This window comes from Streptomyces liliiviolaceus (assembly GCF_018070025.1).
Lineage (GTDB): Bacteria > Actinomycetota > Actinomycetes > Streptomycetales > Streptomycetaceae > Streptomyces > Streptomyces liliiviolaceus.
This window is the reverse complement of record NZ_JAGPYQ010000001.1, coordinates 3,953,839-3,980,025: the sequence shown is the minus strand read 5'-3', so window position 1 is coordinate 3,980,025 and position 26,187 is coordinate 3,953,839. Positions and strand designations below refer to the sequence as shown.

24 protein-coding genes and 1 pseudogene are annotated in these 26,187 nt (G+C 69.5%); 9 read left to right on the top strand and 16 right to left on the bottom strand.

Going from position 1 to position 26,187, the window contains the following annotated elements:
• Positions 1-53: 53 nt before the first annotated feature.
• Both J8N05_RS17400 and J8N05_RS17395 read left to right on the top strand, forming a co-directional pair.
• Complete coding sequence (locus J8N05_RS17400) at positions 54-671, top strand: RNA polymerase sigma factor (protein WP_107017725.1); 618 nt, start codon at positions 54-56, stop codon at positions 669-671.
• A gap of 25 nt (positions 672-696) precedes the next feature.
• Complete coding sequence (locus tag J8N05_RS17395) at positions 697-1,734, top strand: maleylpyruvate isomerase family mycothiol-dependent enzyme (protein ID WP_210883817.1); 1,038 nt, start codon at positions 697-699, stop codon at positions 1,732-1,734.
• Positions 1,735-1,793: 59 nt separating this feature from the next.
• Here J8N05_RS17395 and J8N05_RS17390 read toward each other — a convergent pair whose 3' ends face one another.
• Complete coding sequence (locus J8N05_RS17390) at positions 1,794-2,324, bottom strand: MarR family winged helix-turn-helix transcriptional regulator (protein WP_210883816.1); 531 nt, start codon at positions 2,322-2,324, stop codon at positions 1,794-1,796.
• Positions 2,325-2,468: 144 nt separating this feature from the next.
• On the opposite strand from J8N05_RS17390, the gene J8N05_RS17385 reads away from it, so the two are divergent.
• Positions 2,469-3,530, top strand: a complete 1,062-nt coding sequence (locus tag J8N05_RS17385) for an alkene reductase (RefSeq protein WP_210883815.1) — start codon at positions 2,469-2,471, stop codon at positions 3,528-3,530.
• A 77-nt stretch (positions 3,531-3,607) separates the two neighbouring features.
• Here the strand turns inward: J8N05_RS17385 and thpD are convergent, their stop codons facing one another.
• The 6 genes from thpD to J8N05_RS17355 all read right to left on the bottom strand — a co-directional run bounded on the left by thpD (position 3,608) and on the right by J8N05_RS17355 (position 9,414).
• Positions 3,608-4,495, bottom strand: coding sequence for an ectoine hydroxylase (gene thpD / locus J8N05_RS17380; protein ID WP_210883814.1), 888 nt, complete (start codon positions 4,493-4,495; stop codon positions 3,608-3,610).
• A 3-nt stretch (positions 4,496-4,498) separates the two neighbouring features.
• On the bottom strand, positions 4,499-4,903 hold the full coding sequence (locus tag J8N05_RS17375) for an ectoine synthase (RefSeq protein ID WP_107017720.1): 405 nt from the start codon (positions 4,901-4,903) through the stop codon (positions 4,499-4,501).
• 48 nt (positions 4,904-4,951) lie between these two features.
• The gene (gene ectB, locus J8N05_RS17370; protein ID WP_210883812.1) at positions 4,952-6,223 is read right to left on the bottom strand and encodes a diaminobutyrate--2-oxoglutarate transaminase; all 1,272 of its coding nucleotides are present in this window, start codon (positions 6,221-6,223) and stop codon (positions 4,952-4,954) included.
• A gap of 29 nt (positions 6,224-6,252) precedes the next feature.
• Positions 6,253-6,792, bottom strand: a complete 540-nt coding sequence (gene ectA, locus J8N05_RS17365) for a diaminobutyrate acetyltransferase (RefSeq protein WP_210883810.1) — start codon at positions 6,790-6,792, stop codon at positions 6,253-6,255.
• A gap of 331 nt (positions 6,793-7,123) precedes the next feature.
• Entirely contained in the window at positions 7,124-7,732 is a 609-nt protein-coding gene (locus J8N05_RS17360) for a DUF1349 domain-containing protein (protein WP_210883808.1), read from the bottom strand.
• A gap of 152 nt (positions 7,733-7,884) precedes the next feature.
• Positions 7,885-9,414: an aldehyde dehydrogenase (NADP(+)) gene (locus tag J8N05_RS17355; protein ID WP_210883806.1), complete on the bottom strand. Its 1,530-nt coding sequence runs from the start codon at positions 9,412-9,414 to the stop codon at positions 7,885-7,887.
• A 131-nt stretch (positions 9,415-9,545) separates the two neighbouring features.
• On the opposite strand from J8N05_RS17355, the gene J8N05_RS17350 reads away from it, so the two are divergent.
• The 3 genes from J8N05_RS17350 (at position 9,546) to J8N05_RS17340 (ending at position 12,469) form a co-directional block, all read left to right on the top strand.
• Entirely contained in the window at positions 9,546-10,319 is a 774-nt protein-coding gene (locus J8N05_RS17350; RefSeq protein WP_138048348.1) for an IclR family transcriptional regulator, read from the top strand.
• Position 10,320: 1 nt separating this feature from the next.
• Positions 10,321-10,836, top strand: a complete 516-nt coding sequence (locus tag J8N05_RS17345) for a GNAT family N-acetyltransferase (RefSeq protein ID WP_210883805.1) — start codon at positions 10,321-10,323, stop codon at positions 10,834-10,836.
• A 181-nt stretch (positions 10,837-11,017) separates the two neighbouring features.
• The gene (locus tag J8N05_RS17340; RefSeq protein ID WP_210883803.1) at positions 11,018-12,469 is read left to right on the top strand and encodes a peptidoglycan D,D-transpeptidase FtsI family protein; all 1,452 of its coding nucleotides are present in this window, start codon (positions 11,018-11,020) and stop codon (positions 12,467-12,469) included.
• A 158-nt stretch (positions 12,470-12,627) separates the two neighbouring features.
• Here the strand turns inward: J8N05_RS17340 and J8N05_RS17335 are convergent, their stop codons facing one another.
• Entirely contained in the window at positions 12,628-14,079 is a 1,452-nt protein-coding gene (locus J8N05_RS17335) for an NCS2 family permease (protein WP_210883801.1), read from the bottom strand.
• A gap of 120 nt (positions 14,080-14,199) precedes the next feature.
• Between J8N05_RS17335 and J8N05_RS17330 the strand changes: the two genes are divergently transcribed.
• The 3 genes from J8N05_RS17330 to J8N05_RS17320 all read left to right on the top strand — a co-directional run bounded on the left by J8N05_RS17330 (position 14,200) and on the right by J8N05_RS17320 (position 16,465).
• Complete coding sequence (locus tag J8N05_RS17330) at positions 14,200-14,766, top strand: SigE family RNA polymerase sigma factor (protein WP_210883799.1); 567 nt, start codon at positions 14,200-14,202, stop codon at positions 14,764-14,766.
• The gene (locus tag J8N05_RS17325; RefSeq protein WP_210883797.1) at positions 14,763-15,512 is read left to right on the top strand and encodes a hypothetical protein; all 750 of its coding nucleotides are present in this window, start codon (positions 14,763-14,765) and stop codon (positions 15,510-15,512) included. The genes J8N05_RS17330 and J8N05_RS17325 overlap by 4 nt, the downstream gene beginning before the upstream one ends.
• Positions 15,513-15,637: 125 nt before the next feature.
• On the top strand, positions 15,638-16,465 hold the full coding sequence (locus tag J8N05_RS17320) for a pectate lyase (protein ID WP_210883795.1): 828 nt from the start codon (positions 15,638-15,640) through the stop codon (positions 16,463-16,465).
• Positions 16,466-16,576: 111 nt separating this feature from the next.
• On the opposite strand, the gene J8N05_RS17315 is transcribed toward J8N05_RS17320, so the two are convergent.
• From J8N05_RS17315 to J8N05_RS17280, 8 genes and pseudogenes are all read right to left on the bottom strand, one after another.
• On the bottom strand, positions 16,577-17,686 hold the full coding sequence (locus tag J8N05_RS17315) for a right-handed parallel beta-helix repeat-containing protein (protein ID WP_210883794.1): 1,110 nt from the start codon (positions 17,684-17,686) through the stop codon (positions 16,577-16,579).
• A gap of 103 nt (positions 17,687-17,789) precedes the next feature.
• On the bottom strand, positions 17,790-19,043 hold the full coding sequence (locus J8N05_RS17310; RefSeq protein ID WP_210883792.1) for a dienelactone hydrolase family protein: 1,254 nt from the start codon (positions 19,041-19,043) through the stop codon (positions 17,790-17,792).
• Entirely contained in the window at positions 19,027-20,115 is a 1,089-nt protein-coding gene (locus J8N05_RS17305) for a pectinesterase family protein (protein ID WP_210883789.1), read from the bottom strand. The genes J8N05_RS17310 and J8N05_RS17305 overlap by 17 nt, the downstream gene beginning before the upstream one ends.
• A gap of 1 nt (position 20,116) precedes the next feature.
• Positions 20,117-21,238 carry a pectinesterase family protein gene (locus tag J8N05_RS17300; RefSeq protein ID WP_210883788.1) on the bottom strand — a complete coding sequence of 374 codons (1,122 nt, stop codon included), beginning with the start codon at positions 21,236-21,238 and terminating at the stop codon, positions 20,117-20,119.
• Positions 21,239-21,240: 2 nt separating this feature from the next.
• Entirely contained in the window at positions 21,241-22,569 is a 1,329-nt protein-coding gene (locus J8N05_RS17295; RefSeq protein WP_210883787.1) for a pectate lyase family protein, read from the bottom strand.
• A 141-nt stretch (positions 22,570-22,710) separates the two neighbouring features.
• Positions 22,711-23,511: a rhamnogalacturonan acetylesterase gene (locus tag J8N05_RS17290; RefSeq protein ID WP_210883786.1), complete on the bottom strand. Its 801-nt coding sequence runs from the start codon at positions 23,509-23,511 to the stop codon at positions 22,711-22,713.
• A gap of 139 nt (positions 23,512-23,650) precedes the next feature.
• Positions 23,651-25,033, bottom strand: a complete 1,383-nt coding sequence (locus J8N05_RS17285) for an ABC transporter substrate-binding protein (RefSeq protein WP_210883785.1) — start codon at positions 25,031-25,033, stop codon at positions 23,651-23,653.
• Positions 25,034-25,053: 20 nt separating this feature from the next.
• Positions 25,054-26,160 (bottom strand): annotated as a pseudogene (locus J8N05_RS17280) (pectate lyase family protein); the annotation flags it as partial.
• Positions 26,161-26,187: the final 27 nt, after the last annotated feature.

Below are 26,187 nucleotides of genomic sequence, written 5' to 3'. Positions count from 1 at the left end.
GTCCCGACCCACTGGCGCGCGGCCCACGAGAACGCTAGGAAGGGCATCACGAGGTGGTGGTGCCGGTGGAGCCAACTCTCCACACGTCCGAACGGCCGTCCGCGGATGCGGAGTTGCACCGGCGGCTGGTGTACGGCGACGAGACCGCACTGGCCGAGGCGTACGCGGCGTACGGCGGCCTGGTGCGGCGCGTCGCGGTGAGGGTCACGCGCAGCGCGGCGGCCGCCGAGGACGTGGCGCAGGAGGTCTTCGCCCAGTTGTGGAGCAGGCCGTACGCGTTCGACCCGGGCCGTGGCTCGATGCGCACCTGGCTGTCCCTGCTCGCGCACCGGCGGGCCGTGGACTGGGTGCGCAGCGAGGCCAGGCACCGTAAGGACACCCGGGCGGACGACTCGGCGCTGCACTCCATCCCGGACACCGGGCCGGGGCCAGATGAGGCGGTCGTCGACCGTGAACGCTCGCTCCTGCTGCACTCCGCGCTCGCCGAACTCCCCAAGCCCCAGCGGGAGGTGGTCCACCTCGCCTATTTCGCGGGCCGCACCTACCGGCAGGCGGCCGTCGAGCTGGGTATCCCGGAGGGCACCGCCAAGACCCGATTACGGTCCGCGTTGCGCAAGTTGGCCGTGTCGTTGGGCGACCCGTCGGATCCGGCGTGGGAAAGGGGCGCATGATGGCGACAGGGAAAGGAGGCCTCCGGTGAGCGACGACCACGACGGCGTGCCCGAACTGCTGGCCGCCTGGGCCTTCGGCGCGCTGCAGCCCGCGGACGAGAAGGCCGTACCGCTGCATCTGGCCGGCTGCGAGAGCTGCGCCGCGGAGGCGGAGCGGCTCCGTGAGACGGTACGGCTGCTGGACGGGCCACCCGGAATACCGGAGCAGGCCGCCATGAACAACGGTTCCGCCATGTCGGAAGGCGTACTCGCCGCCGCCCTGCGGGCGCGGCCCACCGCGCCGCGCGTCGCCGCGCACGCGGCCCCGTACGCGGCGGCGGTCACCGGGCTCACCGCGCTGCTGCGCGAGGTGGACGGCCATCGGCCGTGGGGCACTCCCGTCGTGCACGACTGGGACGTCCGGGACACGGTCGGCCATCTGATCGCCGCCGACGAGGAGTTGGCCCGGCTGCTCGGTGTGGCCGCGCACGCTCCCCTCTCGCGGAGCACGCAGGAGATGCCGTGGGAGGAGGCCTGGGAGGCCAGGACCGCCGACACGATCGCGTACGAGCGGACGCGCTCCCCCGAGGAGACGGTGGCCGCGTGGTCGGCGCAGAGCTCGGCGCTGCTGGCGACGCCGGAGGCCCTGGATCCCGAGCGGGCCTCGCACGCGACGACGATGCTGGGCGTCCGGCTGCCCGTGGCCGACCATTTCCTGGGGCGGGCCTTCGAGACCTGGATCCACACGGTGGACATCGGCCGCGCGCTCGGGCTCGCCGTGCCGCCGCCGGTCGAGGCCCATCTGGGGCAGATGGTGCGGCTGGCCGTCCGGATGCTCGGTCTGGCGCTGGGTCCGACGGCGCCGCCGGTGCTGTTCGCCGTGACGGGCGTCGAGGGCGACCCCCAGTGGGTGCTCGGCTCCGAGGGTGAGCCGGTTCGCGCCGAACTCGCCCTGCAGGCCGTGGACTTCTGTCTGCTGGTGGGCGGACGGCACACTCCCACGTCGGTGCCTCGCGGGGTGGTGGGCGACGAGGGCGCCGTGCACGACGTGCTGGAGCGGGCGGCTTCACTGGCCTGGCTCTAGCGTCACCGCCGGTACGGAACCGAACCCACGGCACCCACGGCACCCATGGCGAACAGACCCTAGGGCCGGTCCGCCCCGGCCGGGGCCGGGCAGTCGCCCGACTCCGTGCACAGGTTCGCCTCGACGCGCGCGAGGAGCCCGGAGAGCTGTGCGCGCTCGTCGGGGCTCAGTCCGGCGAGGCTGTGCTCCTCCAGGCCGGTCCAGGCCTGGGTGACCTCGTCGTGCAGACCGCAGCTGTCCTCCGTCGCCTCGACGAGGACCGCGCGGCCGTCCCTGGGGTCGGGGCGGCGGCGGACGTGTCCCGCCTGCTCCAGCCGCTGGAGCATCTTCGTGACCGTCGACGGATCGAGTTCGACCGCCTTGATCAGCTCCGACTGACGCACCGCGCCCGCGTCCCACAGGTGCATCATCACGAACTCCTGGCCGGGGTAGAGGCCGGACCCGCGCAGCAGCCTGCCCGCCGCGGCCCGGTGCATCCGGGCCACCCGGGAGATGGCGTAGCTGACCTGGCCGCCGCACGCCGCGGAGGGCGTCTCCTCGGTACAGGCGGGGTCGGCCTGAGAGGCCGCGACCTCGTGGGTGGCACTCATCCTGGCTCCCGGTTCCGCGCACGTTCGTGGCGGCCAGCTTTTCACGGAAGAAAACTTGGCCGACCAAGGAATGCTCTACGGTGGTCCCTTGTTCCAATCATTGGCCGACCACATACATTCCCCGTACTCTCCCCAGGAGCAGCCGTGACCACCGCTTACGACCCGATCGACCTGTCCGGCACCCCGCTCGCCAACCGCATCGTCATGGCGCCGATGACCCGCAGCCGGGCAGGCGACGGCGGAGCGCCGACCGATCTCAGCGTCGAGTACTACGCCCAGCGGGCCTCCGCGGGCCTGATCGTCACCGAGGGCGTCCAGCCGTCCCCGGTGGGCCAGGGCTACCCGGACACCCCGGGGCTGCACAGCGCCGAGCAGATCGCGGCCTGGCGCAAGGTGACCGACGCCGTGCACGCCGCGGGCGGCCGGATCTTCGCGCAGCTCATGCACGCGGGCCGGATCGGCCACCCGAGCCTGCTGCCCGAGGGACTCGTCAACGTCGGCGCCTCGCCCGTACGGGCCGAGGGGCAGGTCTACACCCACGAGGGTCCCCTGGACTTCGTCGCCCCGCGCGAGCTGACCGGCGACGAGATCCGTTCCACCATCGGCGAGTTCGTGGACGCCGCCCGAGGCGCGATCGAGGCCGGCTTCGACGGTGTCGAGCTGCACGGCGCCAACGGCTATCTGATCCACCAGTTCCTCGCCCCCGGCTCCAACCACCGCACCGACGAGTGGGGCGGCCCGGTCGAGAACCGCATCCGGTTCGCGGCCGAGACGGTCAAGGCCGTCGCCGCGGAGATCGGCGCCGGGCGCACGGCCATCCGCCTCTCCCCCGGCAACCCGTACAACGACATCCAGGAGCCCGAGCCGGAGGCCGCGTACACCGCGCTCGTGGACGCGCTGGAGCCGCTGGGTCTGGCCTATCTGCACATCACCGAGGTGGGCGAGATCCGTGAGCTGACCCTGGCGCTGCGCAAGCGGTTCAGCGGGACGTTCGTCCTGAACCCGGCGACCGAGGGGCCGACCGGACCCGAGTCCCTGACGCTCGTCGAGGACGGCGTAGCCGACCTGATCGCCTACGGCCAGCTGTTCCTGGCCAACCCCGACCTGCCCGCCCGGCTGAAGGCGGGCGGCCCCTTCAACGAGGCCGACCCGACGACGTTCTTCGGCGGGGACGCGAAGGGCTACACGGACTACCCGGCGCTGTAGGGCACCCCGGTAAGGCGTTTGGCCCGGTGCCCGACTCCTGCGAGTCGGGCACCGGGCCAAACGCCCTCAGCCGTACGTCACTTCACGGGGGTGAAGTCCGTCGACCCGATGAACTCCGGACGGCGCACCGGCGCGGCGAAGGGCTCCACCGCCGCGTTCTCCACGCTGTTGAACACGATGAAGACGTTCGAGCGCGGGAACGGCGTGATGTTGTCGCCCGAACCGTGCATGCAGTTGCAGTCGAACCAGGTCGCCGAGCCGGCCCGGCCCGTGAAGAGCTTGATGCCGTGCTGGGAGGCGTACTTGGTCAGCGCCTCGTCCGAGGGCGTGCCCGCGTCCTGCATCTGCAGCGACTTCTTGTAGTTGTCCTTCGGCGTGGCTCCGGAACAGCCGAGGAACGTGTGGTGCGACCCCGGCATGATCATGAGGCCGCCGTTGGTGTCGTAGTTCTCGGTCAAAGCGATCGAGACGGACACCGTCCGCATGTTCGGCAGACCGTCCTCGGCGTGCCACGTCTCGAAGTCCGAGTGCCAGTAGAAGCCGCTCGCGCCGAAGCCGGGCTTCACGTTGATCCGCGACTGGTGCACGTACACGTCGGAGCCGAGGATCTGCCGGGCGCGGCCCACCACCCGCTCGTCGCGCACCAGTTGGGCGAAGATCTCGCTGGTCTTGTGGATCTCGAAGACCGAGCGGATCTCCTGCGACTGCGGCTCGATGATCGACCGCTCGTCGGCGCGGACCGCCGGGTCGGTGACCAGGCGCTCCAGCTCGGCGCGGTAGAGCGCGACCTCGTCGTCGTCGATGAGCTGCTCGACGGCGAGGAAGCCGTCCCGCTCGTACCCCTGGAGGTCGGCCGCCGGGATCGGGCCCGGCGCGCCCGGTTCGCTCCACACGACCGGGTCCTGCCGGGGTACGGAGACCTCGCTGGTGCCGCGGCTGGGATACAGGTCGGTGACGGTCGTCATCGTTCAGACCTCCTCGGGCTCGGTCAGCAGGGGGTAGACACCGTTCTCGTCGTGGTCCTCCCGTCCGGTCACCGGCGGATTGAAGACACAGATGCAGCGGAAGTCCTCCTTGATCCGCATGGTGTGCCTCTCGTGGCCGTCGAGGAGGTAGGTGGTGCCGGGCGTGATCGTGTACTTCTTGCCGGTCTCGTCGTCGGTGAGTTCGGCCTCGCCCTCCACGCAGACGACGGCCTCGATGTGGTTCGCGTACCACATCGACGTCTCCGTACCCGCGTACAGGATCGTCTCGTGCACCGAGAAGCCGACCCGCTCCTTCGCGAGGACGACGCGCTTGCTCTCCCAGGTGCCCGACGCCGATTTCACGTGTCGGTCAGTGCCTTCGATCTCCTTGAACGAACGGACTATCACGGTGGTACGAAGCCTCCTTCAGGCTGGTGTGCAGGGGGGTGTGCTGGTTCAGGCCGTCTCGCGGACGGCCCGGGCGAGGGTACGAAGGCCCTCGTCCAGCTCGTCGGGTGTGATGGTGAGCGCGGGGAGGAGTTTCACGACCTCGCTCTCCGGGCCCGACGTCTCGATCAGCAGGCCGAGCTCGAAGGCGCGGTGCGCCACGCGGCCCGCGCGCTCCTTGTCGTGGAACTCCATGCCCCACACGAGGCCCCGGCCGCGGTACTCCTTCACGTCGGCGAGGTTCTCCTCGGTGATGGAGATCAGCGCCTGCTCGACCTGCTCGCCGCGGGTGCGGGTCTGCTTCTCCATGGCGGGTCCGTCGGACCAGTACGTCTGGAGGGCGGCGGCGGCCGTCACGAAGGCGGGGTTGTTGCCGCGGAACGTGCCGTTGTGCTCGCCCGGCTCCCAGATGTCCAGCTCGGGCTTGAACAGGCACAGGGACATCGGCAGTCCGTACCCGCTGATGGACTTGGAGACGGTGACGATGTCGGGCACGATCCCCGACTCCTCGAAGGAGAAGAAGGCGCCCGTACGGCCGCAGCCCATCTGGATGTCGTCGACGATCAGCAGCATGTCCTGGCGCTCGCACAGCCCGGCGAGGGCGCGCAGCCACTCGACGCGGGCGACGTTGATGCCGCCCTCGCCCTGCACGGACTCGACGATCACGGCGGCGGGCTTGTTCAGGCCGGAGCCCTGGTCCTCAAGGAGCCGCTCGAACCAGAGGAAGTCCGGGACCTGGCCGTCGAAGTAGTTGTCGAACGGCATCGGCGTGCCGTGCACCAGCGGGATGCCGGCGCCGGCGCGCTTGAAGGCGTTGCCGGTCACGGCGAGCGAGCCGAGCGACATGCCGTGGAAGGCGTTGGTGAAGGAGACGATCGACTCCCGGCCCTTGACCTTGCGGGCCAGCTTCAGCGCGGACTCGACGGCGTTGGTGCCCGTCGGGCCGGGGAACATGACCTTGTACGGCAGGTCGCGCGGGCGCAGCACCAGGTTCTGGAACGACTCCAGGAAGCTGCGCTTCGCGGTCGTCGACATGTCGAGACCGTGCGTGACGCCGTCGCGCTCCAGGTAGTCGATCAGGGCCCGTTTCAGTACCGGGTTGTTGTGTCCGTAGTTGAGTGAGCCGGCACCCGCGAAGAAGTCGAGGTACTCATGGCCGTCCTCGTCGTACATGCGGCTGCCCTGCGCGCGGTCGAAGACGGTGGGCCAGCTGCGGCAGTAGCTGCGGACCTCCGACTCCAGGGTCTCGAAGACGCTCAGGTCGGGCTGGGTGATGGTCACAGGTGCACTCCTCGGGCGTGGGGGGTTGTTCAGAACGACAGGGGACCGATGCGGTACAGCACTTCTGGGTCGTGCGGGCCGTCGGGGAACTGCCCTGTGTCGAACAGGACCTCACGCTCGACGCTCGCGCCGTGACGCGCCGCGTACGAGGTGAACAGCCGCTCGGAGGCGGTGTTGCCCGGGGAGATCGTGGTCTCCATGGAGGTCAGCTCGTGCCGGCCGGCGACCTGGCGGGTCAGCCCGTCCAGGAGCGCGGCGGCGAGACCTCGGCCCCGCTGCGCCGCGTCGACGGCGACCTGCCACACGAGAAGCGTGTGCGGGCGCTCGGGCCGGATGTAACCGGTGACGAAGGCGACGGGTTCGCCGTCGGCCGTACGCGCCACCGCGGAGGTGCCGGAGAAGTCACGGCACCACAGCAGGTAGCTGTAGGAGGAGTTCAGGTCGAGGGTCCCGGAGTCCTTGGCAATGCGCCAGAGTGCGGCTCCGTCGTCCACGTGCGGACGGTCGGCCCGCAGCCCTTCTGGCATTTCCAGGAATTCCGCTTGCAGGTCTGCTTGTGCGGCGGTCATGTCTATTGAATTTACCCAGCAAAAATCGAAATCGCATCGCCGGGTGGGGTTACACAAGCAGGGCGTATGTGTTATCACGCGGGCGCGGACCCCTGCGGAACACCCTACGAAAACGCCGTTTTGTCCGGGAAATACCGGACAAAACGGCTTGGTTGTGTATTGCGTCACAAGGGCTTAACCCCTGCGAGACCTGATCGAATTGCGAGATCGATCTTCGCAAAATCTTAGTGTTTAAGGTTCGAATAATCGGGCAGAAGACTACAGAAAACCCTCACGAATAAAAGCAGAATACGACGTTCATAAGACCGTCATTTTAAATCGGCCCCGGAAATCAGTGCCCGTCCCGCAGATCGGCCGGCCAGTCCGGACGGAACTCGATGTGGTCGTACGTGACCACGCAGCCCTCGCCCATGGGCGACTGGGTCATGAACCCGACGAGCGCGGCCCCCGTCTCCTTCTCCTCGCCCAGGGTGAAGAGCCGCACGAAGGTCCAGCGCTCGCCGTCCTTCGAGGCGTGGAAGGCGAAGGCGCGGCCGGTGCGGCTGATCCGGAGCCAGACGGAGCTGCCGTCGACCGTGAAGGAGTTCGCGTCGTCGGAGTGCCCCCGGGTGACGACCGTGCAGACGGTGGGCACGTCCGGGGAGTTCTCCAGGCAGAGCTTGGCCCAGGCCCGCTCGCCCACGTGGGCGTAGAGGACGCCGGCGTCGAAGGCCCCGGCGAAGCCGACGGTCACGCGGGCGATGAGCTGGAAGTCCCCCTCGGGCGCGCCCAGCAGCCGGGGCGCGTCGGACGCGGGGTCCAGCCCTTCGTCGGTGGGCGGCACGAACCGGTCCTGCCGGGCACCGGCCCACCCGGTGAGCACCCCGCCCTCGTACGACCAGTGCCCGTCGGGCCCGTACGACCGAAGCGAAAAGGGAAGTTCAGGAATTTTCACGTCCATCCACAGAGTCTGCCAGCTCCCCGAGGGCCGCAGGCCCTCCAGGGGCGCGGGGAACTGCGCGAGCAACCACGACGGGCCCGCAGCCGACGAACCGGCCACGGGCCCAACGGCGCCCTACAGGGGCGCGGGGAACTGCGCGAAAAGGTGTGCGCCTACCGCTCAAGCCGCCCGTTGTACCGCCGCGGCAGCCCCAACGGGTTGGAATCCCGCAGCTCAGCCGGCAGCAGCGCCTCAGCAGCGTTCTGGTACGCGACAGGCCGCAACCACCGCTCGATCGCGGTCCCGCCCACGGACGTGGACGTGGACGTCGTGGCCGGGTAAGGCCCCCCGTGCTGCTGGGCCGGAGCCACCGCGACCCCCGTAGGCCACGCGTTCACGACGACGCGCCCCGCGAGCGGCGTCAGCTCCGCGAGGATCTCCGCGCCACGCCCCTCACCGGCCTCCTCCTCCGCGGAGAGGTGCACCGTCGCGGTGAGGTTGCCGGGCAGCCGCGCGAGCACCGCGTTCGCCTCGGCCTCGTCCTCGTAGCGCGCGACCACGGTCACCGGCCCGAAGCACTCTTCGAGCAGCAGGTCGTACTCGCCCTCGGCGACCAGCTTCTGCGCGGAGACCGTCAGGAAGCCGGCGCTGACCGTGTGCTCACCGCCCGCACCCGGCGTCACCGGCGCGTCGACGTCGGGCAGCCCCGCACGCTCGGCGACCCCCGCGACGAAGTTGTCGCGCATGCGGTGGTCGAGCAGGACGCCCGCCTCCGTGTCGCTCACCGCGTCCGTGAGGGACTTCAGCAGGCGGTCGCCCGCCGCACCGGCCGGCGCCAGCACCAGGCCCGGCTTCACACAGAACTGGCCGACGCCCAGCGTCATGGAGCCCGCGAGCCCCGTACCGATCGCCTCGGCGCGCTCGGCGGCGGCCGCCTCGGTGATCACGACCGGGTTGAGCGATCCCAGCTCACCGTGGAACGGGATCGGCGCGGGCCGCGCCGCCGCCGCGTCGAAGAGGGCGCGTCCGCCGCGTACCGAACCGGTGAATCCGGCGGCCGACACCAGCGGGTGCTTGACCAGCTCGACGCCCGCCTCGAAGCCGTGCACGAGGCCGAGGACGCCGTCCGGGATGTCGTGCTGGGCCGCGGCCCGGCGCACGACGGAGGCGACCAGCTCGGACAGACCGGGGTGGTCGGGGTGCGCCTTGACGACGACCGGGCAGCCCGCGGCGAGCGCGCTCGCGGTGTCACCGCCGGCCACCGAGAAGGCGAAGGGGAAGTTCGAGGCCGAGTAGACGGCTACGACACCCAGCGGCACCTTGTAACGGCGCAGATCCGGGATCGGCGGCGTCGCGGTGGCGTCGGGGTGGTTGATGACGACGCCGAGGAACTCGCCCTCGTCGACGATGTCCGCGAAGGCCCGCAGCTGGTAGCAGGTGCGGGCGAGTTCGCCGGTGAGCCGGACCGGGCCGAGCGCGGTCTCCGCGTCGGCCGCCTCCACGAGGTGTTCCTTGGCGCCTTCGAGCAGGTCGGCCGCGGTCCGCAGGAAGGCCGCGCGGACCGTGCGGTCGGCGAGAGCCCCCCGGGCGGCGTGCGCGGCGCGGACGTCCTCGTCCACCTCCTGGGCTGTGGCTTCCACCGCAACCTGCTCGCGCTGCTTCCCGGTTCGGGGGTCGACACTCCAGACTGGTGCTGCTGCCACCGCGGGTCCCTCCAGATGTAATGCCGAAGTACATGTGCCACTCACCAGGGGCGTTCGATATGCTGAACGCTGTCTCTGATGGTGAATATGCTGTCGAGACTATTTCCCGGCGAACTAGGGGGTCAAGGCCGATGTCGGCAGGCGAGACGGGCGGCGGAGCGCAGGTCAAGTCCGCGGTGCGGACGGTTGAATTGCTTGAGTACTTCGCCGGACGCCCCGGTATGCACTCCCTGGCCGCCGTGCAGGAGGCCGTCGGGTATCCCAAGTCCAGTCTCTACATGCTGCTGCGCACCCTGGTCGAGCTCGGCTGGGTCGAGACGGACGCGACGGGCACGCGGTACGGCATCGGCGTACGGGCGCTGCTCGTCGGTACGTCGTACATCGACGGCGACGAGGTCGTCGCGGCGGCGCGGCCGACGCTCGACCGGCTCTCCGACGACACGACGGAGACGATCCACCTGGCCCGCCTCGACGGCACGAACGTCGTCTACCTCGCGACCCGCCAGTCCCAGCACTATCTGCGCCCCTTCACGCGCGTGGGGCGCCGGCTGCCCGCCCACTCCACGTCCCTCGGCAAGGCGCTCCTCGCGACCCACACCGACGAGCAGGTGCGCAAGCTGCTGCCGGAGACGCTGCCCGCGCTGACCGAGCACACGATCACCGACCGGGAGAAGCTCATCGAGGAGCTGCACCAGGTGCGGGAGCAGGGGTTCGCGGTGGACCGCGAGGAGAACACGCTGGGGCTGCGCTGCTTCGGCGTGGCGATCCCCTACCGGACGCCCGCGCGGGACGCGATCAGCTGCTCGGTGCCGGTGGCGCGGCTGACGCCCGCGCACGAGCAGATGGTGAAGGACGCGCTGTTCGACGCGCGGGACCGGCTGACGCTCGCGACCCGGAGGCTCTGACATGTCCGACCCGTCCCGCCCGTCTCCCCCTTCTTCCCCTTTTCCCGTCGAGGTCGAGCTCCGCGAGGTCCACGACAGTGATCTGCCGGTCTTCTTCCGGCAGACGAACGACCCCGAGTCCGCGCTGATGGCCGCGTTCACGCACAAGGACCCGACCGACCGGGACGCCTTCGACGCCCACTGGAAGCGGGTCCGGGCCTCGTCCGCCGTGAACCGCACGATCCTCGTCGACGGCGATGTCGTCGGGAACGCGGCGGTGTACGGGGAACCGGGCGAGCGCGAGGTGACGTACTGGATCGATCGCGCGTACTGGGGGCGGGGGATCGCCACGGCCGCGTTGCGGGCACTGCTCGTCGCCGTGCCCGAGCGGCCGTTGTACGGGCGGGCGGCGGCGGACAACGCGGGGTCCCTGCGGGTGCTGGAGAAGTGCGGGTTCGTTGTGATCGGGCGGGACCGGGGGTTCGCGAACGCTCGGGGGGCCGAGATCGATGAGATTGTGCTGAAGCTCTCGGAGTGACGTGCGGGTGCGTCGTGGCTGGTCGCGCCGTTCCCCGCGCCCCTTAAAGACAAAAGACTGCGCCGTTCCCCGCGCCCCTGGGAGGGGCTGGCCCCATCCGGGGCGTGAGTAGATGAACTGTCCATGAGAAACGTGGGCGAAGGGAACGTTCGGGGGGTTCTTGCTCGTCCTTCTGGGCGGGATGAACAAAACGATCAGGCGCGCCTCCGTCTTCACTCTGCTGCTCGTGTTCGCTCTGCTGGTGCGAGCGACCTGGGTGCAGTTCTACGAGGGGCAGGCGCTCGCAGAGGACAAGGACAACCGTCGGAACGCGATCGAGCAGTACGCGTACCCGCTCGGGAACATCATCGTGGGCGGCGACGCGATCACCGGTTCCGCGCAGACGAAAGGCAGCGACCTCAAGTACAAGCGCACGTACACCGACGGCAGTCTCTACGCGGCCGTCACCGGGTTCAGCTCGCAGGTGTTCGGGGCCACGCAGCTGGAGGGCGTCTACCAGCAGCTGCTCGACGGCACGGACAACCGCCTGAAGAACCCCGTCGACACGGTCACCGGCAAGCGTTCCGATCCGGGCGATGTGATCACCACCATCGACCCGGACGTACAGAAGGCGGCCTACAAGGCGCTCGGTGACAAAAAGGGCGCGGCCGTGGCCATGGACCCGAAGACCGGCAGGATCCTCGGTGTCGTCTCCACCCCGTCCTACGATCCCTCGGTGCTCAGCGGGGGCGACTCCGACGCCTGGAAGAAGCTCACCAAGGACTCCGAGAAGCCCATGACGAACCGGGCGCTGCGCCAGCCGCTGCCACCGGGCTCGACGTTCAAGCTGGTCGTCGCGGCCGCCGCGCTGGAGGACGGCCTGTACTCCTCGGTGGACGAGAAGACGGTCAGCGAGAACCCGTACACGCTGCCGGGCACGACGCAGGTCCTGGCGAACGAGAGCAAGTCGGCGCCCTGCGAGAACGCGTCGATCCGGGTCGCGCTCCAGTACTCGTGCAACAACGTCTTCGCGAAGATGGCCGTCGACCTCGGTCAGGACAAGGTCAAGGCGATGGCCGAGAAGTTCGGCTTCAACGACGAGTCCCAGGACGTGCCCGTGCGCGCCTACACGAGCGTGTACCCGTCGGACATGGAGAAGTCGTCCACCGCGCTGACGGGTATCGGGCAGTTCGACGTGACCGCGACGCCGTTGCAGATGGCCATGGTGTCGGCCGCCATCGCCAACGGCGGGAAGCTGGTCTCGCCGCACATGGTGTCGCAGATCAGCGACGCGAACGGGGATGTGCTGGAGAACTACGACGACGAGACGGAGAGCAAGGAGATCGTCAGTTCGTCCACGGCCGAGCAGTTGCAGTCGGCGATGCAGACGGTCGTCGAGGAGGGGACGGGGACGAACGCGCGGATCTCCGGGGCGACGGTGGGCGGTAAGACCGGTACGGCTCAGCACGGCGAGAACAACAGCAAGACGCCGTACGCGTGGTTCACGTCGTATGCGAAGTCCGACTCCTCCGACAAGGAGGTCGCTGTCGCCGTGGTGGTGGAGCAGTCGGATGCGGCGCGGTCGGAAGTGAGCGGGAACGGTTTGGCTGCGCCTGTCGCCGAGGCCGTGATGCGGGCCGCCCTCGCGGGCTGAGCCATCGGTCGTCTGCGGTCCGGTGGGGGCCGAGCCAAAAGATTGCGCAGTTCCCCGCGCCCCTGATGGGGCGCAGCCCCTCCTAGGGGCGCGGGGAACTGCGCGGCCCGCCCCCACCGGGCCCGCAGGCAGTCGACAGCCCCGCCCCCCAGCCTCGGCTACTTCACGTCAAAGAGCTGTTCGATCGGGTCTATCGCGAAATAGATCAGGAACAGCGCCGACGCCCCCCACAACAGCCAGTGCACCTGCTTCGCCCGCCCCAGCACCGTCTTGATGAGGACGTAGGACACGAACCCCGCCCCGATCCCGTTCGTGATCGAGTACGTGAACGGCATCACCGCGATCGTCAGGAACGCGGGGATCGCGATCTCGTACTTGTCCCAGTCGATGTGCTTGACCTGCGTCATCATCAGGAACCCCACCGCCACGAGCGCCGGCGCCGCCGCCTGCATCGGCACGATCGTCAGGAGCGGCGTCAGGAAGAGCGCACAGGCGAACAGCCCGCCCGTGACGAGGTTCGCGAACCCCGTACGGGCCCCCTCGCCGACCCCCGCCGCCGACTCGATGTACGACGTGGCGGAGGACGCGGAGGACGCGCCGCCCGCGACCGCCGCGGCGCCGTCGATGAGCAGGACCCGGCCGAGGTTGGGCACCTTGCCCTCCTCGTCCAGCAGCCCCGCCTCGGCGCTGATGCCGACGACCGTGCCCATGGTGTCGAAGAAGTCCGACAGGATCAGCGTGAACACCAGCAGCACGACGGTGATCACACTGACCTCGCCGAACGCGCCGAACAGGCTGAAGTCGCCGAGCAGTCCGAAGTCGGGCGAGGCCACCACGTCGTCGGGCACCTGGGGCGTGGTCAGGCCCCAGCTCTTGACGTCCGCGATCTCGTTGATGACGATCGCGACGATCGTCATGGTCACGATGCTGATCAGGATCGCGCCCTTGACCTTGCGGGCGAGCAGTCCGATGGTCAGCAGCACACCCAGGCAGAACACCAGGATCGGCCAGCCGGTCAGCGCGCCCGTGGCACCCAGCTGCACGGGCACGGTGGTGTTGGCGGCGTCCGGTATGCGGCTGACGAACCCGGCGTCGACGAAGCCGATGAACGCGATGAACAGCCCGATGCCGACGCTGATCGCCTGCTTGAGCGGCTGCGGGATCGCGTACATGACGGCCTCGCGCAGGCCCGTCACCACCAGGACGCAGATCAGCAGGCCTTCGAGGACGATGAGGCCCATCGCGTCGTCCCAGCTCATCAGCGGGGCGATCTGGAAGGCGACGACGGCGTTGAGGCCGAGACCCGCGGCGAGCGCGAGCGGCAGGTTGCCGCCGACGCCCATCACGATCGTCATCACCGCCGCCACCAGGGCGGTGGCGGTGACCAGTTGGACGCTGTCGAGCTGATCGCCGAACTTGTCCTTCGCACTGCTGAGGATGATGGGATTCAGGACAAGGATGTAGGCCATCGTGAAGAACGTGGCGAAACCACCACGCACTTCCCGGCCGACGGTGGAGCCCCGGGCGGAGATCTTGAAGAACCGGTCGACGCTGTTGGCCTGGGGCGGTACGGCGCCTGGCCGGTCCTCCACCTGCTGCGTTTCGGACATGGCGGATGCTCCTCGATGCCTGCGTGCCTGGTGAGCGGATGCTGGCTGGATTGTTCCCGCGTTGAACCAGTTTCAGGTTTTCATCGTGTTACAGAATGAACCGACAGGGAGAGGTCGCCCGTGGGCACTGTCGTCGACGACGCCGCCTCCGTGGAGTTCCATGACTTCTTCGAGCGGCACTACTCCGAACTGGCCCGCCTGGCCCATCTGTTGACCGGCGAGTCGGACGCCGCCGACGACCTCGCGGCGGACGCGCTGCTCGCCCTGTGGCACCGCTGGGACCGCGTGCGCGCCGCGGACCACCCGGTGGCGTACGCGCGCGGTGTGGTCGCCAACATGGCGCGCAGCCGCATCCGCAGCGCGGTGCGCGAACGAAGACGGATCACTCTGTTCTGGTCGCAGCGCGAGGACCGGACCGAGAACCCCGACGTACCGGGCATGGTGGACGTCCAGGAGGCGCTGCGCAGACTGCCGTTCCGCAAGCGGGCCTGTGTGGTCCTGCGCCATTCCTTCGACCTCTCGGAGAAGGACACCGCGCTCGCCCTCGGTGTCTCGGTGGGTACGGTGAAGAGCCAGACGTCGAAGGGGATGGCGGAGCTGCAGCGGCTGCTGGGGTCGCGGGACGCCCCGCGGCGGATGCACGCGGCGGCGCTGCGTGCCGGGGGCACCGGGGGGAGCGGCCGATGAAGGATGTGCACGACGAACTGCGGGCCAGGCTGCGGGACTCGGCCGACTCCTACGAGCCCGATCGCGCCCGCATCCTGACCCGCGTCGAACGCGGTATGGCCGGTGGGCGGAGCGTGCCGGATCCCGCCCCGCGGCCGACCGCGCTCGGCTGGTTCCGGGTCGTCGGTGCCACGGCCGCGGTCGCGGGTGTGCTCGCGGTCGGCGGCTACGCCGTGGCCTCGGCGCTGAAGGCCGAGGCGCCGGACGACCAGACGGTGGCGGTCAGCCCCAGCCCGGCCCCCTCGCCGGAGCGTTCGAGCCCTGCAGTCTCCCCCACCCCCACCGCCTCCCCCACCGCCGGTGTCGGTGCCGGTGTCGAGGACGGCCCGTTGTGGTCGGACGGATCGGTGGACCCGCACAGCAACGAGTTCTGGGCGCAGAGCAATGTGACGGTGAAGACCGGGAAACAACTCACCGCGCTGACGGTCGTGTTGAAGGTCAGGCAGACCGGCGGAGTCACCTCGGCGGGTTCCTGGCGCTCCGCCCCCGAGAACGACTTCACGGCGTCCGTCGCCGAGAAGGACGGTTTCCTCACCTACACCTGGACGCTCAAGCCGGGCCGTACGGTGTGGCCGGGCGAGTGGGTGTTCGCGGGCCAGTACGACCACGACCGCGGTGGCCGCGACGCCGGGGACGACACGTATACGGCCGACGCCCGGGCCGACGGCGAAGACCTGGCGGTGGGTGGCGACTTCGCGCGGAACTGAAGGCCGAGTGGAACTGAACGTCGAGCGGAACTGAAGGTCGAAAAGAATCGCGGCGCGCGGCAACCCATGCCGTCCGGGTGGCGACCAGGAGACGCAAGATCTCTCCCCACCCGAAGGAACGGGACATGACCTCACGCGTGGAACCCCGTGCACGTCACCGCCGCAGGACCGACCGCAAGCGTGCCCTCGTCGGTGGTGTGTCCGCGCTCGCCCTGACGGGAGCCGCGATGTTCACCAGCACGATGATGTCGACGGCGAGCGCCGCCACCACCTGGCCGACCGCCACCGGCAGCGAGGCCGTCTCGTCGACGATCGCCGTCTCGGGCACCCGGGACGGGGGCTACAAGCGCTACTACGGCAGCGGCGATCTGGCCGGCGACGGCCAGGAGGAGGGCCAGGACCCGATCTTCCGGCTCGCCGACGGAGCGACGCTGAAGAACGTCATCATCGGCGCGCCCGGCGCCGACGGCGTGCACTGCCAGGGCAGTTGCACCCTTCAGAACGTCTGGTGGGAGGACGTCGGTGAGGACGCCGCGACCTTCAGGGGCGGCAACTCCGCCGTCTACACCGTGTACGGCGGCGGGGCGAAGAAGGCCGCGGACAAGGTGTTCCAGCACAACGGCGGCGGCAAGCTCGTCGTCTCGAAGTTCGCGGTCCAGGACTTCAAGACGCTGTACCGCTCCTGCGGCAACTGCTCGACGCAGTACAAGCGCACCTCGATCTTCAACACCGTCGAGGTGACCGCGCCGGGTTCGCGGCTGGTCGGCATCAACACCAACTACGGCGACACCGCGGCCCTGCGGAACATCACGGTCGTCGGCGACAGCAGCAAGAAGATCGTGCCGTGCCAGAAGTACATCGGCAACAACACGGGCGCCGAGCCGACGACGAACGGTTCGGGCCCGGACGGAACCTATTGCGACTACACGGCATCTGACATCACGTACCAGTGACCACAGGGTCGCTGGTCCCCACGGATCTGCTGGCCTGAGCCCCCCTCGGCCAGTCAGAGCGACGCCCCTCGCCGGTGACGACCGCGAGGGGCGTTCGCACGTCCGAGGGCCTCAGTCCATCGTCGCGCCGATCGTCGTGCTGCCCGTGGTCAGGAAGGTGGTGACGGGCAGCGCGCCGTTCGACTGACGGCTGTTGTACGTCGTCGAGGCGTCCGTGGAGCGGAACGAGGGCGTCGAGATGCCGGAGTCCCAGTTGTTGCCGGCCGAGACGACCGAACTGCCCTTGCTGACCGAGGTCCCGTTGCTCACGGCCAGGTTCTTGCCGAGCCGGGCCGCGCCGGTGGCGAAGTAGTAGCCGTACTTGACGTTGGCGTAGGCGGTGGTGCGGTTGATGACGATGGCGCCGGTGTTGCTGTTCTCGGTGAAGCCACTGCCGGCGTTGTCCCAGGCCGCCGAGTTGTTGACGACGTGGGCCACCACCTCGCCGTCGCCGCCGAGCTTGTAGCCGTTGCCGTCGCCCGCGAACGCCGAGTCCGACCAGCGGTTCTTGCCGTTGCCCATGGCCCAGGTGTGCTCGACGGTGACCGGGGACGAGAACGACCAGAAGTCGATCCCGTCGTCCGAGTTGTTGTAGAGGCGGGCCCCGGTGATCAGATTGCCGCTGCCGGAGCCGTACTTGACGGCGATGCCGTCCGCGTTCTCTCCGTGGTTGGCGGCGTCGTAGTGGCCGTACGAGTCGATGTTGCGGACCGTGTTGTTGGTGGTGCTGTCACCGGTGAGCGTGAAGCCGGAGTCGCCGCCGTTGATCGTCTTGATGTTCTCCCAGACGGTCGAGGCGCACGACTGGCAGACGACCGCGCTGTCCGGCGAGTTCTGGAACGTGATGCCGGAGACGGTCCAGTAGTCGGCGGTGAGCTTGAAGATCCAGTCCCCGTCGGGGAGGTTCGAGCCGTCGATCTTCACGGTCTCGGAGCCGTAGGGCTGCAGGTAGATGCGGCTGGAGGAGCTGCCGTTGGTGGTCGACTGGAGGGTCGCCGTCGGGTAGTAGGTGCCCGCACGCACCTGGATGACCGTTCCGGCGGTGGCGTTCTTGATGGCGCTGGTCAGGTCGGTGGTGGTGCTGACGACCACGGTGGCGGCCTGCGCCTGGGTGGGGACCACGGCGAGTCCGGCACCGAGGGCGAGGGCTGCGGTCAAGGCGAGAGCGGTACGACGGGACATGGTGGGGGGACCTTTCGTCGTGAGGCGGGTGACGTGGATGACGTGTGCGGTGCGTGCGGTGTGTGCTGTATGTGCGGCGTGGGGGGTGTGGCGTGTCGAGCTGTCACAGGACGGCGTCGAGCCAGGTGAAGACTTCGTCCTGCTGGGGCGCGGTGAACACATGGCCCAGCTCGGGCCAGACCTTGGTGTGCAGGTGCTCCCCGGCATGGCGTGAGCGCCAGACGGCGTGCAGCTTCTCGTGGGCGACCCGGACGCCCTCCGCGGGGAACAGGGTGTCCTGGGCGCCGTGGAAGAAGAGCGACGGCTTGGGCGCGGCGATGCTCGCCACGTCGGGGAAGTCGAGATGCCGGGCGAGCCCGGGATGGAGCATGCAGTACGAGGACTGGCCGCGCAGGATGTTGTTGCCGGGCACCATGACCTCCTTCAGCCCGGTCATCCAGCACACGCTCGCCGCGGCCGCTACGTCGTCGCTGAGGGCGGCCGTCTGCCAGGCGCGGAAGGCGCCCATGGAGAAGCCGACGGCCGCGACCCGCCGCCGGTCCACCCGGTCGAGGCCGGCCAGGAACCCGGCGGCCCGTACGTCCTCGCGGGCCATGAGCCCGGCGAGCGAGGACCCCAGGTTGAAGAAGTTGCTCGCCAGGGCCTGCTGCTGCTCGTACGTGACCGGGCCGCGGTCGCCCCAGCCGAGCGCGTCCAGGGCGAGGATCACGTAGCCGCGCCGGGCCAGTTCGTCACCGACGAACCGCCCGCTGAAACAGCGGTCCGCCCAGGCCTGCGCCGAGGCCAGCCGTGCGTCGTCGCTCCAGGGCCGGACCAGCTTCTCCTTCCCGATGTCGAACTTGGCGCCGTGGTCGTGGAGCAGGAGGACGGCGGGGAAGGGGCCGGTGCCGTGCGGGGTGAGCAGGGAGCCACGGACGCGCTCGTACCGGGTGAGGGAGAGGGTCACCGACTCGCGCGTGTACGCGTCGGCCTCGACGCGATCGCTCTCACCGAACACGGGCTCGTACGGCGTGTGGTCCCGTTCGACGAGCAGGTGCTCCTCGACCTTCGCGCGGGCCGCGCGCCGCCAGGCCCGGAAGTCCGGGACCGGGGAGGTGCCCCAGGCGAGCGGGAAGCGCAGCTCGTCCTTGAGGAGAGGGTGGAAATCGGGGAGGTTGCCCTCGACGATGCCCGCCAGTTGTGCCGCGGGGCCGGCGATCTGCGCCGCAGGGGCGGTGGCCCGCGCCGCATGGGCCGTGGGCGCTCCGGCTCCCGCTGCACCCAGCAGCGCCGCCGCCCCGGCCCCCGCCACGAACGACCGCCGTCCCAGGGGCGACCTGCGCGGAGTCTGGGGTGAGGGTTCAGTACCGCTGTTCATACGGCCTCCAGTCCCCGAGATACGTCCCGCGGGTGTGTTCCGCGGCTTCGGCGGCCGTGAGCTGCGGCCGGTTCTCCGGCACCGGAACGACCGCCCCGGGGCCGGAGTTGGCGTACTCGCGAAAACGCATGGTCTGCCAGGGGTACGCCTCGCGCATGTCGATGTAGGGCGCCACCGCGTCGATGCCCGGCCCGAGCCGGGTGTCCCGCACGACGAGCGACGGCCAGGCGGTCGTCTCGTAGGACGGCACCCACGGGCGGGCGATCTTGTACGCGCCGTCCTCGGCACCGGAGGTGACACGGCACCGCACGGCGAGGAAGCCGTACGGGTTCGCGCGGGCCGTGGCGGGGGCGAACACCATGCCCTCCGGCTTGAAGCTCACGTCCCGGTCGAGCGTGTGGAGGCGGCAGCCGTCGAAGACCGCCCGCCCGCGCCCGAACACGAAGTCCACGTCCCCTTCGACGTAGCAGTCCCGGTAGTACTGCCGGTCGAAGGCGTCCAGTGCGGTGGTGTCCGCGAACAGGGTGTCCTGGTGGGCGAGGAACCGGACCCGTTCGAAGTGCGACCGGTCCCCCGTGACGTACGCGGCCACCGCCTGCGTGCCCGTGATCTCCGGGTGGTCGGCGCGCAGCCAGTCGTTGGCGATCGTCAGCCCCCGCACGGTCAGTCCGGGCGCCGCCGAGGTGAAGGTGGCGGAGCCCGCGGTGCCGTAGGTGCCGGAGCCGTCCGGTTTCCGAGTGCCGTTGGCGCGGTCGTACACGACGACCGTGTCCCGGGGGTCGCGGGAGGCCCCGAGAAGCGTCAAGTTCCTTACGGCTGACGGGATGTGGACGACCTCGCGGTAGGTCCCCGGATGCACGACGATCGTCGGGCCGGGGCCGTCGGCAGGGTTGCCGAGCGTGTCGCCGGCCGTGTCCGCGAGCGTGTCGACGGCCGCCTGGACGGAGTCGCCGGGACGGACGTGCACGACCCGGCGGCGCGCGTCCGAGGCGGCAGCGGCCGGCGGGATACCGGCACCCACGAGAGCACCGACAGCACCCACCGCCCCCGTGATCAGGGTGCGCCGCCGCATCTCAGCACCCCTCCCGGGACCAGGGGGCCCAGTCGCCGAGGTACGTCCGCCGGGTGTGCGAGGCGGCCTCGGCGCGGGTGAGCTGGGGCCGGTTCGCGGGGACGGTGATCTCGGCGCCCGGACCGCTGTTGCGGTACTCGGCGAACCGCTGGCTCTGCCACGGATAGCCGGCCGACATGTTGGTGTACGGCTCCACCGCGTCGATCCCGGCCCCGAGGCGGGTCTCGCGCACGGTCAGCATGGGCCGCGCGGTGGGGTCGGAGCCGGGCACCCAGGGCCGGGCCAACTTGTAGTAGGCGTCCGGGGCTTCACTCGTCACCCGGCTGTCCGTCACGAGATAGCCGCGCGGGTTGGCGACCGCGGTCGAGGGCGCGAAGACGAAGCCGTACGGGGCTCCGGCGAGGTCCGTGCGCTCCAGCGTGCGGAAGTGGCAGTGCTCGAACACGGCGGTGGCCCGCCCGAACACGAAGTCCACGTCCCCTTCGACGTAGCAGTGCGCGAAGTACTGCCGGGCGAAGGCGGTGAGCGCGATGGAGTCGGCGTACAGGGTGTCCTGGTGGCCGAGGAACCGGCAGTGGAGGAACGCCGAGCGGTCGCCCTGCACCTTGATGGCGACGGCCTGCGTGCCGGTGATCTCCGGATGGTCGGCGCGCAGCCAGTCGTTGGCGAAGGTGATGTCGCGGGCGGTGAACCCGTCGGCCTGCACGGTCGTGGTGGCCGAGCCGGTCGTGCCGTAGGGGCCGGAGCCGTCCGGTTTCTGCGTCCCGTTGGCGTTGTCGTAGACGATCACGACGTCACGCGCGTCCTCGGAGGCCCCGAGCCAGGTCAGCTCCGTACGGGCGGCACTGACGGCGACCGTCTCGCGGTACGTTCCCGGGGCGACGACCAGCGTGTGCCCGCTCCCGTTCGCGGCGGTCACGGCGGCCTGGACCGTGGTGTGATCGCCCAGGCCGCCGGGGTGGACGTACAGGGTCCGCTCGTCGAGCCGGGACGACGGCGAACCGTACCGTCCGAAGGGGGACCGGCCGCGCGCGTGGGCGGTCCCTCCGGCGCCCAGCGCGAGGGCGGCCCCGACGCTCGCGACGACGAAGGAGCGTCTGCTCGCCCTTGTCGGCGAGGTCATGGTCAGCAGACCTTTCCGGCGCCCGCGCGGCCGTCGACGATGCCGGGCACGGCACGCGGCGGGTCGACCCTGGTCCGCAGGGTGGGCGTCCAGCCTGCGCCGGACTGGAGGGTCTCGGCGGGGATCTCCGCGTTGTGGACGGCGATGAGGTCGGTCTTGCGGCCGTTGACGTAGTTGTTCTCGGCGGTGAGCGGCGCCTCGCTCCACTTCTTCAGGGTCTTGGCGGCGCTGACACCGGCGGGCAGCGAGAACGCGTTGTCGGAGGCGTACAGCTGCGAGGAGATCCCGACGCCGAAGGTGTAGCCGTACGACTGCCCCTCGCCCACCACGAAGTGGTTGTTGTACGAGTCGACCTGCCCGAAGCGGACACGCGGCGCCCGCTCGACGACGCCCTCGAACCTGTTGTGGTGCAGGGTGACCTTGAGCTTGCCGGTGTCGGTCGCTCCGGCGCTGTCGCTGTTGCCGATGAGCATGGTCTTGTCGTGGTCCTCGACCGAGTTCCAGGACACGGTCACATGGTTGGCGCCCCGCACGATGTCGAGCAGGCCGTCGTGCTGCTGGTAGGTCTGGCCGAAGTACGTGGGCAGGGTGCTGTCCGGGTAACGGCCGTCGGTGAGGGTGTTGTTGGCGACCCACACATGGGTGGAGCCGTACACGACGACCGCGTCGTACTCGGAGTTCCAGGCGCCGGTCGCCGTGTCGGTCGGGTCCCACTGCGGGAAGCAGTCCAGCGGGGCCTCGATGGTGAGGTTGCGCAGGATGACGTTGTCGACGCCCTTGATCTGGAGGCTGCCACCTCTGATGCCGGCGCCCTTGCCGACGCCGACGATGGTGGTGTTGGCGGGGACGTTCACCTTGATGGCGGCGTCCTGACCGGCGGCGGAGGCGGCCCGCAGCCCCTCGGGACTGTCGGCGGGCTCCCCGGACAGGTCGGTGTCCAGGCCCCAGTTCTCGGGCGAGTACTTCTCCAGATAGGCGTCGAAGTCGTAGCCGGGGGCCGCGAAGGAGGCACATCCCTCGGCGACCGGGTCGATGACGCCCTTGACCTTGACGATCTTCGGCGCGTCCCCGCCGGCCTGCAACGCGGCCTTGAACGCGTCCCAGGTGGTGACGGTGTAGACGTGCGCGGCGTCAGCGGCCGAACCTCCGGTGGTCCCGGCCCCCTCGGCCCCCCACCCGTCCCCGGCGGCAAGGACTTCCCGCCCGAGATCGCGGACTTGCGCCGCCTGTCCGGCTTGGGCATGGGCGACGGTCGCTGTCGCACCGAGAGCGAACGCGGTGCATCCGGCGAAGACTGTTATGGCATGGACATGCCATACAGAAGAGCGCATAGCTACGGTTCCTTTCCAGTAGAGAGTGGAGCGAGTCGCCCAGGGGCGCGGGGAACGGCGCAATCTTTTGCTTTTAGGGGCGCGGGGAACTGCGCGACCAGCCACGACGGACCGGCACGTACGAACGAGCCGACCGCCGGCTCAGGCTTCAGGCCAACTGATCCACGATTCGGGAATCACTTCACCCAACCGCCGGACATCCCGCGGCAGAAGCACCCTCCGCCGCAACAACTCCCCCGCGACCAGCCGGGCCACGGCAATCGCCCCGGGCGGATTGAAATGCGTGTTGTCCTGCTCGACGTCGGTCCAGTTGAAGTACTTCTTCGTCTCCTCGACCCCCAACTCCTGCCAGAGGGCGATCGACAGCGCCTGAATGTCGAGCAGCGCCACCCCCTCCTCCGAGGCGAGGGCCCGCACGGCCGCCGGATAGTCGCCGTGGGTCGCCACGGCATTCCCGTCGGCGTCGAACTTCCGCCGCTCCACGGACGTGGCGAGCACGGGCCGCACTCCCCGCGCCCGCGCCCCGTCGACGTACTGCCGGAGATAGTCCTGGTACGTCGTCCACGGCTCGGTGTACCGCGTGGGATCGGCGATTTTGGAGTCGTTGTGCCCGAACTGGACGAGCAGGAGATCGCCGGGCCGGACGGCGGCGAGAATGACGTCTAGACGCCCTTCGTCGATAAAGCTCTTCGAACTCCGCCCGTTCACGGCGTGGTTGGCCACGGCCAGCCCTTCCCGCAGAAAGAACGGCAGCGCCATTCCCCATCCGGTCTCGGGCGCGGCGTCGGCGTACTTCTGGGCGGCGGTGGAGTCACCGGCGATGAAGAGCGTGCGCCCACGGGCCCGCCCCTGCGAGGCGGCGACAGCGGGCCCGGTCCCACCGACGGCGAGCGGAACGGCGGCCAACGCGGCACCGGCGACCTGTCTACGACTGAGACTCACGTCAGAATGCCTTTCATCTCTCGGGGCGCGGACTTTCGAGGGGCGCGGAACATCCAGGGGCGCGGGGAACTGCGCGACCAGCCACGACGGCCCCGCAGTCACCCCACAACCCCGACCAGCAAGCCAACCCCGGCCAGGGTTAACCCTTCTGCTCGTTCCACTCCGTCTGCGCCGTGTTGAGCTGATCGGCCAACGTGTCCAGGAACTCCTTCTCGCTCAGCGACCCGTTCAGCACCTTCTGGAAGGCCGGCTCATTGTCGGTCTTCGAGATGGTGTTCCAGTCGGGCAGGTAGTAAGGCAACTGCACGATGGTCGTGGAACCGTCGGTCAACGCCTCGGCCGCCAGCTTCGTCGGCTCCGCCTTCGAAACCCACGCGTCCTTCGCGGCGTCGGTGTTCGACGGCACCTGCCCCGCGGACTCGTTGAACTTGGAGTTCTGCGCCTTCTCCGTGGCGAACTCGATGAACTTCCAGGCCGCGTCCTTGTTCTTGGAGGTCTTGAAGATGCCGAGACCGTCCACGGGGTTGGAGACCTGGACACGCTTTCCGCCGGGCCCGATCGGCTGCGGAATACCGCGGAACTTGTCGGCGCCGAGCGCCTTCACATGGTCCTGGTAGGAGCCCAGGTTGTGGTTGAGCATGCCGATCGTGCCGGAGTCCCACTGCGCGACCATCTTGGTGAAGTCGTTGTTGAGGTCGGCGGCCGGCGTGACCTTCTTGAAGAGGGCCGTGTACTTCTCCAGGGCCGCCACGTTCTTCGGGTCGTTGACCGTGGTCTTCTCGTTGCCGTTGTCCCAGAACGAGGTGATGCCGGACTGCCCGTACATCGCGTCCAGTGCCTGGGCGATGGAACCGGCGCCACCGCGGATGGTGTAACCGAAGGCGTTCTTGTCCTTGTCGGTCAGCTTGTCGGCGGAGTCGTAGAACTTGTCCCAGGTGGTCGGCGCGTCCAGGCCGGCCGACGTGAACAGGTCGGTGCGGTAGTAGAGCACGCCGTTGTTGGCGGAGGTCGGGACCGAGTACAGCGTGCTGTCGTCGGCGCCGCCGCCACCCGCGGCCTTCAGCGACTTGACCATGTCCTCGTTGAGCTTGCCGTTCAGGGAGGACTTGCCGAGGCGGTCGTCCAGCGGCTCCAGCGCGTTCTGCGCGGCGAAGCCCGCGAGCATCGCCGCGCCGACACCGCCGACGTCCGGCAGCCCCTTGGCCTGGATGGAGGTGTCGACCTTGGACTGGTACTCGGTGGCGGCGATCGGGACGTACTTGACGTCGATGTCCGGGTTCGCCTTCTCGAAGTCGGCGATGATCTCCTTCCAGATGTCGGTGCGGACACCGCCGTTGTTGTCCCAGAAGGTGATCTCGCCCTTGCCACTGCCCTCGGCGCCCTTGTCGCCCGACGAACCGCTGCCGTCGTCACCGCAGGCGGTGGCGGTCAGCGCGAGGACGGCGCTCACGGCGACGGCGGCCGCGGAGCGGCGCGCTCCTCTGCTGCTGCGAATACCGCTGCTTCGAATGCTGCTCTTCATGATCGGCTCTCTTCTTCTGGATCCAACGAGGGTTGTGTCGCTGTAGCGGTGAAGCGAAGTGGCTGCGGCCCGGAGAAGCGGGACACCAGCCCGGGGACGGCCGCCGCCGGGTCGAGCCGGTACGCGTAGAAGTCCCGCGGTTCGAAGGCGGCGCCCCACTCCTCGTGCCGCCCGGTGGTGTTCCTGAGGATCGATCCGCGCTGCACCAACTCGGCGGTGGCATCGGCCTGGTAAGGGTGCTGGACGCCGTCGTAGTAGCTGTTCTCGATGACCATCCTGGTGGCGCCGCGGGACCAGTTGCCGTACGTCCACACCGGGTCGCCGGGGTCCGCCTGCGCGGTCATGTAGTTGTTGTAGAGGTGGGCGAAGGCGCAGTTGTCGGCGGACGGGTTGCGCTGCTTCGTGCCGCGGAACCAGTTGTGGTCGATGGTGATCTGCGTCTTCACGTTCGGCGTCCAGCCGATGCCGAAGGTCTTGTTGTTGTCCTCGAAGCGGTTGTAGGAGACGGTGACGTACTCGCTGTCCTTGCGGATGTCGAGTTGCCCGTCGCAGATCCGCGAGAAGCGGTTGTGGTCGATCCAGACGTGGTGAACGGTGTCCATCTGGATGCCGTCGAAGTCGGTGTCCTTGCAGTCCCAGTCGCCCTCGACGGAGGAGTCGCGGATCGTCAGGTTGCGGATGATCACGTTGTGGGTGCCGGGGGCCAGGTGCAGTTCGCCCTGGACGAGTTCACCGGTCGTGCCGACCCCGATGATCGTCTTGTCCGAGGCCACGGCGATGTTCGCGCCGAACGGCTCCGCCGTGATCGTCCCGGCCACCCGGATGACGTACGGCTCCGCGGCCGCCGCGTAGCGCTCCAGGCCCGCCTGGGTGGTCACGGTGACGACCTGGCCGCCGGCGCCTCCCGTCGTACCGCCTTCGAGCGAGGCGAAACCGTGCGCGGTGTCGGCGGCCCAGGCCGGGTACCTGTCGGAAGCCGCCTCGGCCGGGGCCAGGGTCCCCAGCCCCAGCACGGCCACCAGCGCGGCGACCGTGACCAGGACCCGGCCCGCGCCGGGCCCCGGCCCCGATCCCGACTCGGGCTCCGGCCCCGGTCTCGGCAAGCGCTTGCTCCGGAAGTGCGTCATTGCGGCTCCCCACAGGCTTACAACGGT

Excerpts from the sequence above, each read along its gene's own strand:
- J8N05_RS17390 (WP_210883816.1), bottom strand. The coding sequence starts at position 2,324 with ATGAGTGCCACCCACGAGGTCGCGGCCTCTCAGGCCGACCCCGCCTGT.
- thpD (WP_210883814.1), bottom strand. The coding sequence starts at position 4,495 with ATGACGACCGTCACCGACCTGTATCCCAGCCGCGGCACCAGCGAGGTC.
- ectA (WP_210883810.1), bottom strand. The coding sequence starts at position 6,792 with ATGACCGCCGCACAAGCAGACCTGCAAGCGGAATTCCTGGAAATGCCA.
- J8N05_RS17360 (WP_210883808.1), bottom strand. The coding sequence starts at position 7,732 with ATGGACGTGAAAATTCCTGAACTTCCCTTTTCGCTTCGGTCGTACGGG.
- J8N05_RS17350 (WP_138048348.1), top strand. The coding sequence starts at position 9,546 with ATGTCGGCAGGCGAGACGGGCGGCGGAGCGCAGGTCAAGTCCGCGGTG.
- J8N05_RS17345 (WP_210883805.1), top strand. The coding sequence starts at position 10,321 with ATGTCCGACCCGTCCCGCCCGTCTCCCCCTTCTTCCCCTTTTCCCGTC.
- J8N05_RS17340 (WP_210883803.1), top strand. The coding sequence starts at position 11,018 with ATGAACAAAACGATCAGGCGCGCCTCCGTCTTCACTCTGCTGCTCGTG.
- J8N05_RS17335 (WP_210883801.1), bottom strand. The coding sequence starts at position 14,079 with ATGTCCGAAACGCAGCAGGTGGAGGACCGGCCAGGCGCCGTACCGCCC.
- J8N05_RS17325 (WP_210883797.1), top strand. The coding sequence starts at position 14,763 with ATGAAGGATGTGCACGACGAACTGCGGGCCAGGCTGCGGGACTCGGCC.
- J8N05_RS17320 (WP_210883795.1), top strand. The coding sequence starts at position 15,638 with ATGACCTCACGCGTGGAACCCCGTGCACGTCACCGCCGCAGGACCGAC.
- J8N05_RS17315 (WP_210883794.1), bottom strand. The coding sequence starts at position 17,686 with ATGTCCCGTCGTACCGCTCTCGCCTTGACCGCAGCCCTCGCCCTCGGT.
- J8N05_RS17310 (WP_210883792.1), bottom strand. The coding sequence starts at position 19,043 with ATGAACAGCGGTACTGAACCCTCACCCCAGACTCCGCGCAGGTCGCCC.
- J8N05_RS17305 (WP_210883789.1), bottom strand. The coding sequence starts at position 20,115 with ATGCGGCGGCGCACCCTGATCACGGGGGCGGTGGGTGCTGTCGGTGCT.
- J8N05_RS17300 (WP_210883788.1), bottom strand. The coding sequence starts at position 21,238 with ATGACCTCGCCGACAAGGGCGAGCAGACGCTCCTTCGTCGTCGCGAGC.
- J8N05_RS17295 (WP_210883787.1), bottom strand. The coding sequence starts at position 22,569 with ATGCGCTCTTCTGTATGGCATGTCCATGCCATAACAGTCTTCGCCGGA.
- J8N05_RS17285 (WP_210883785.1), bottom strand. The coding sequence starts at position 25,033 with ATGAAGAGCAGCATTCGAAGCAGCGGTATTCGCAGCAGCAGAGGAGCG.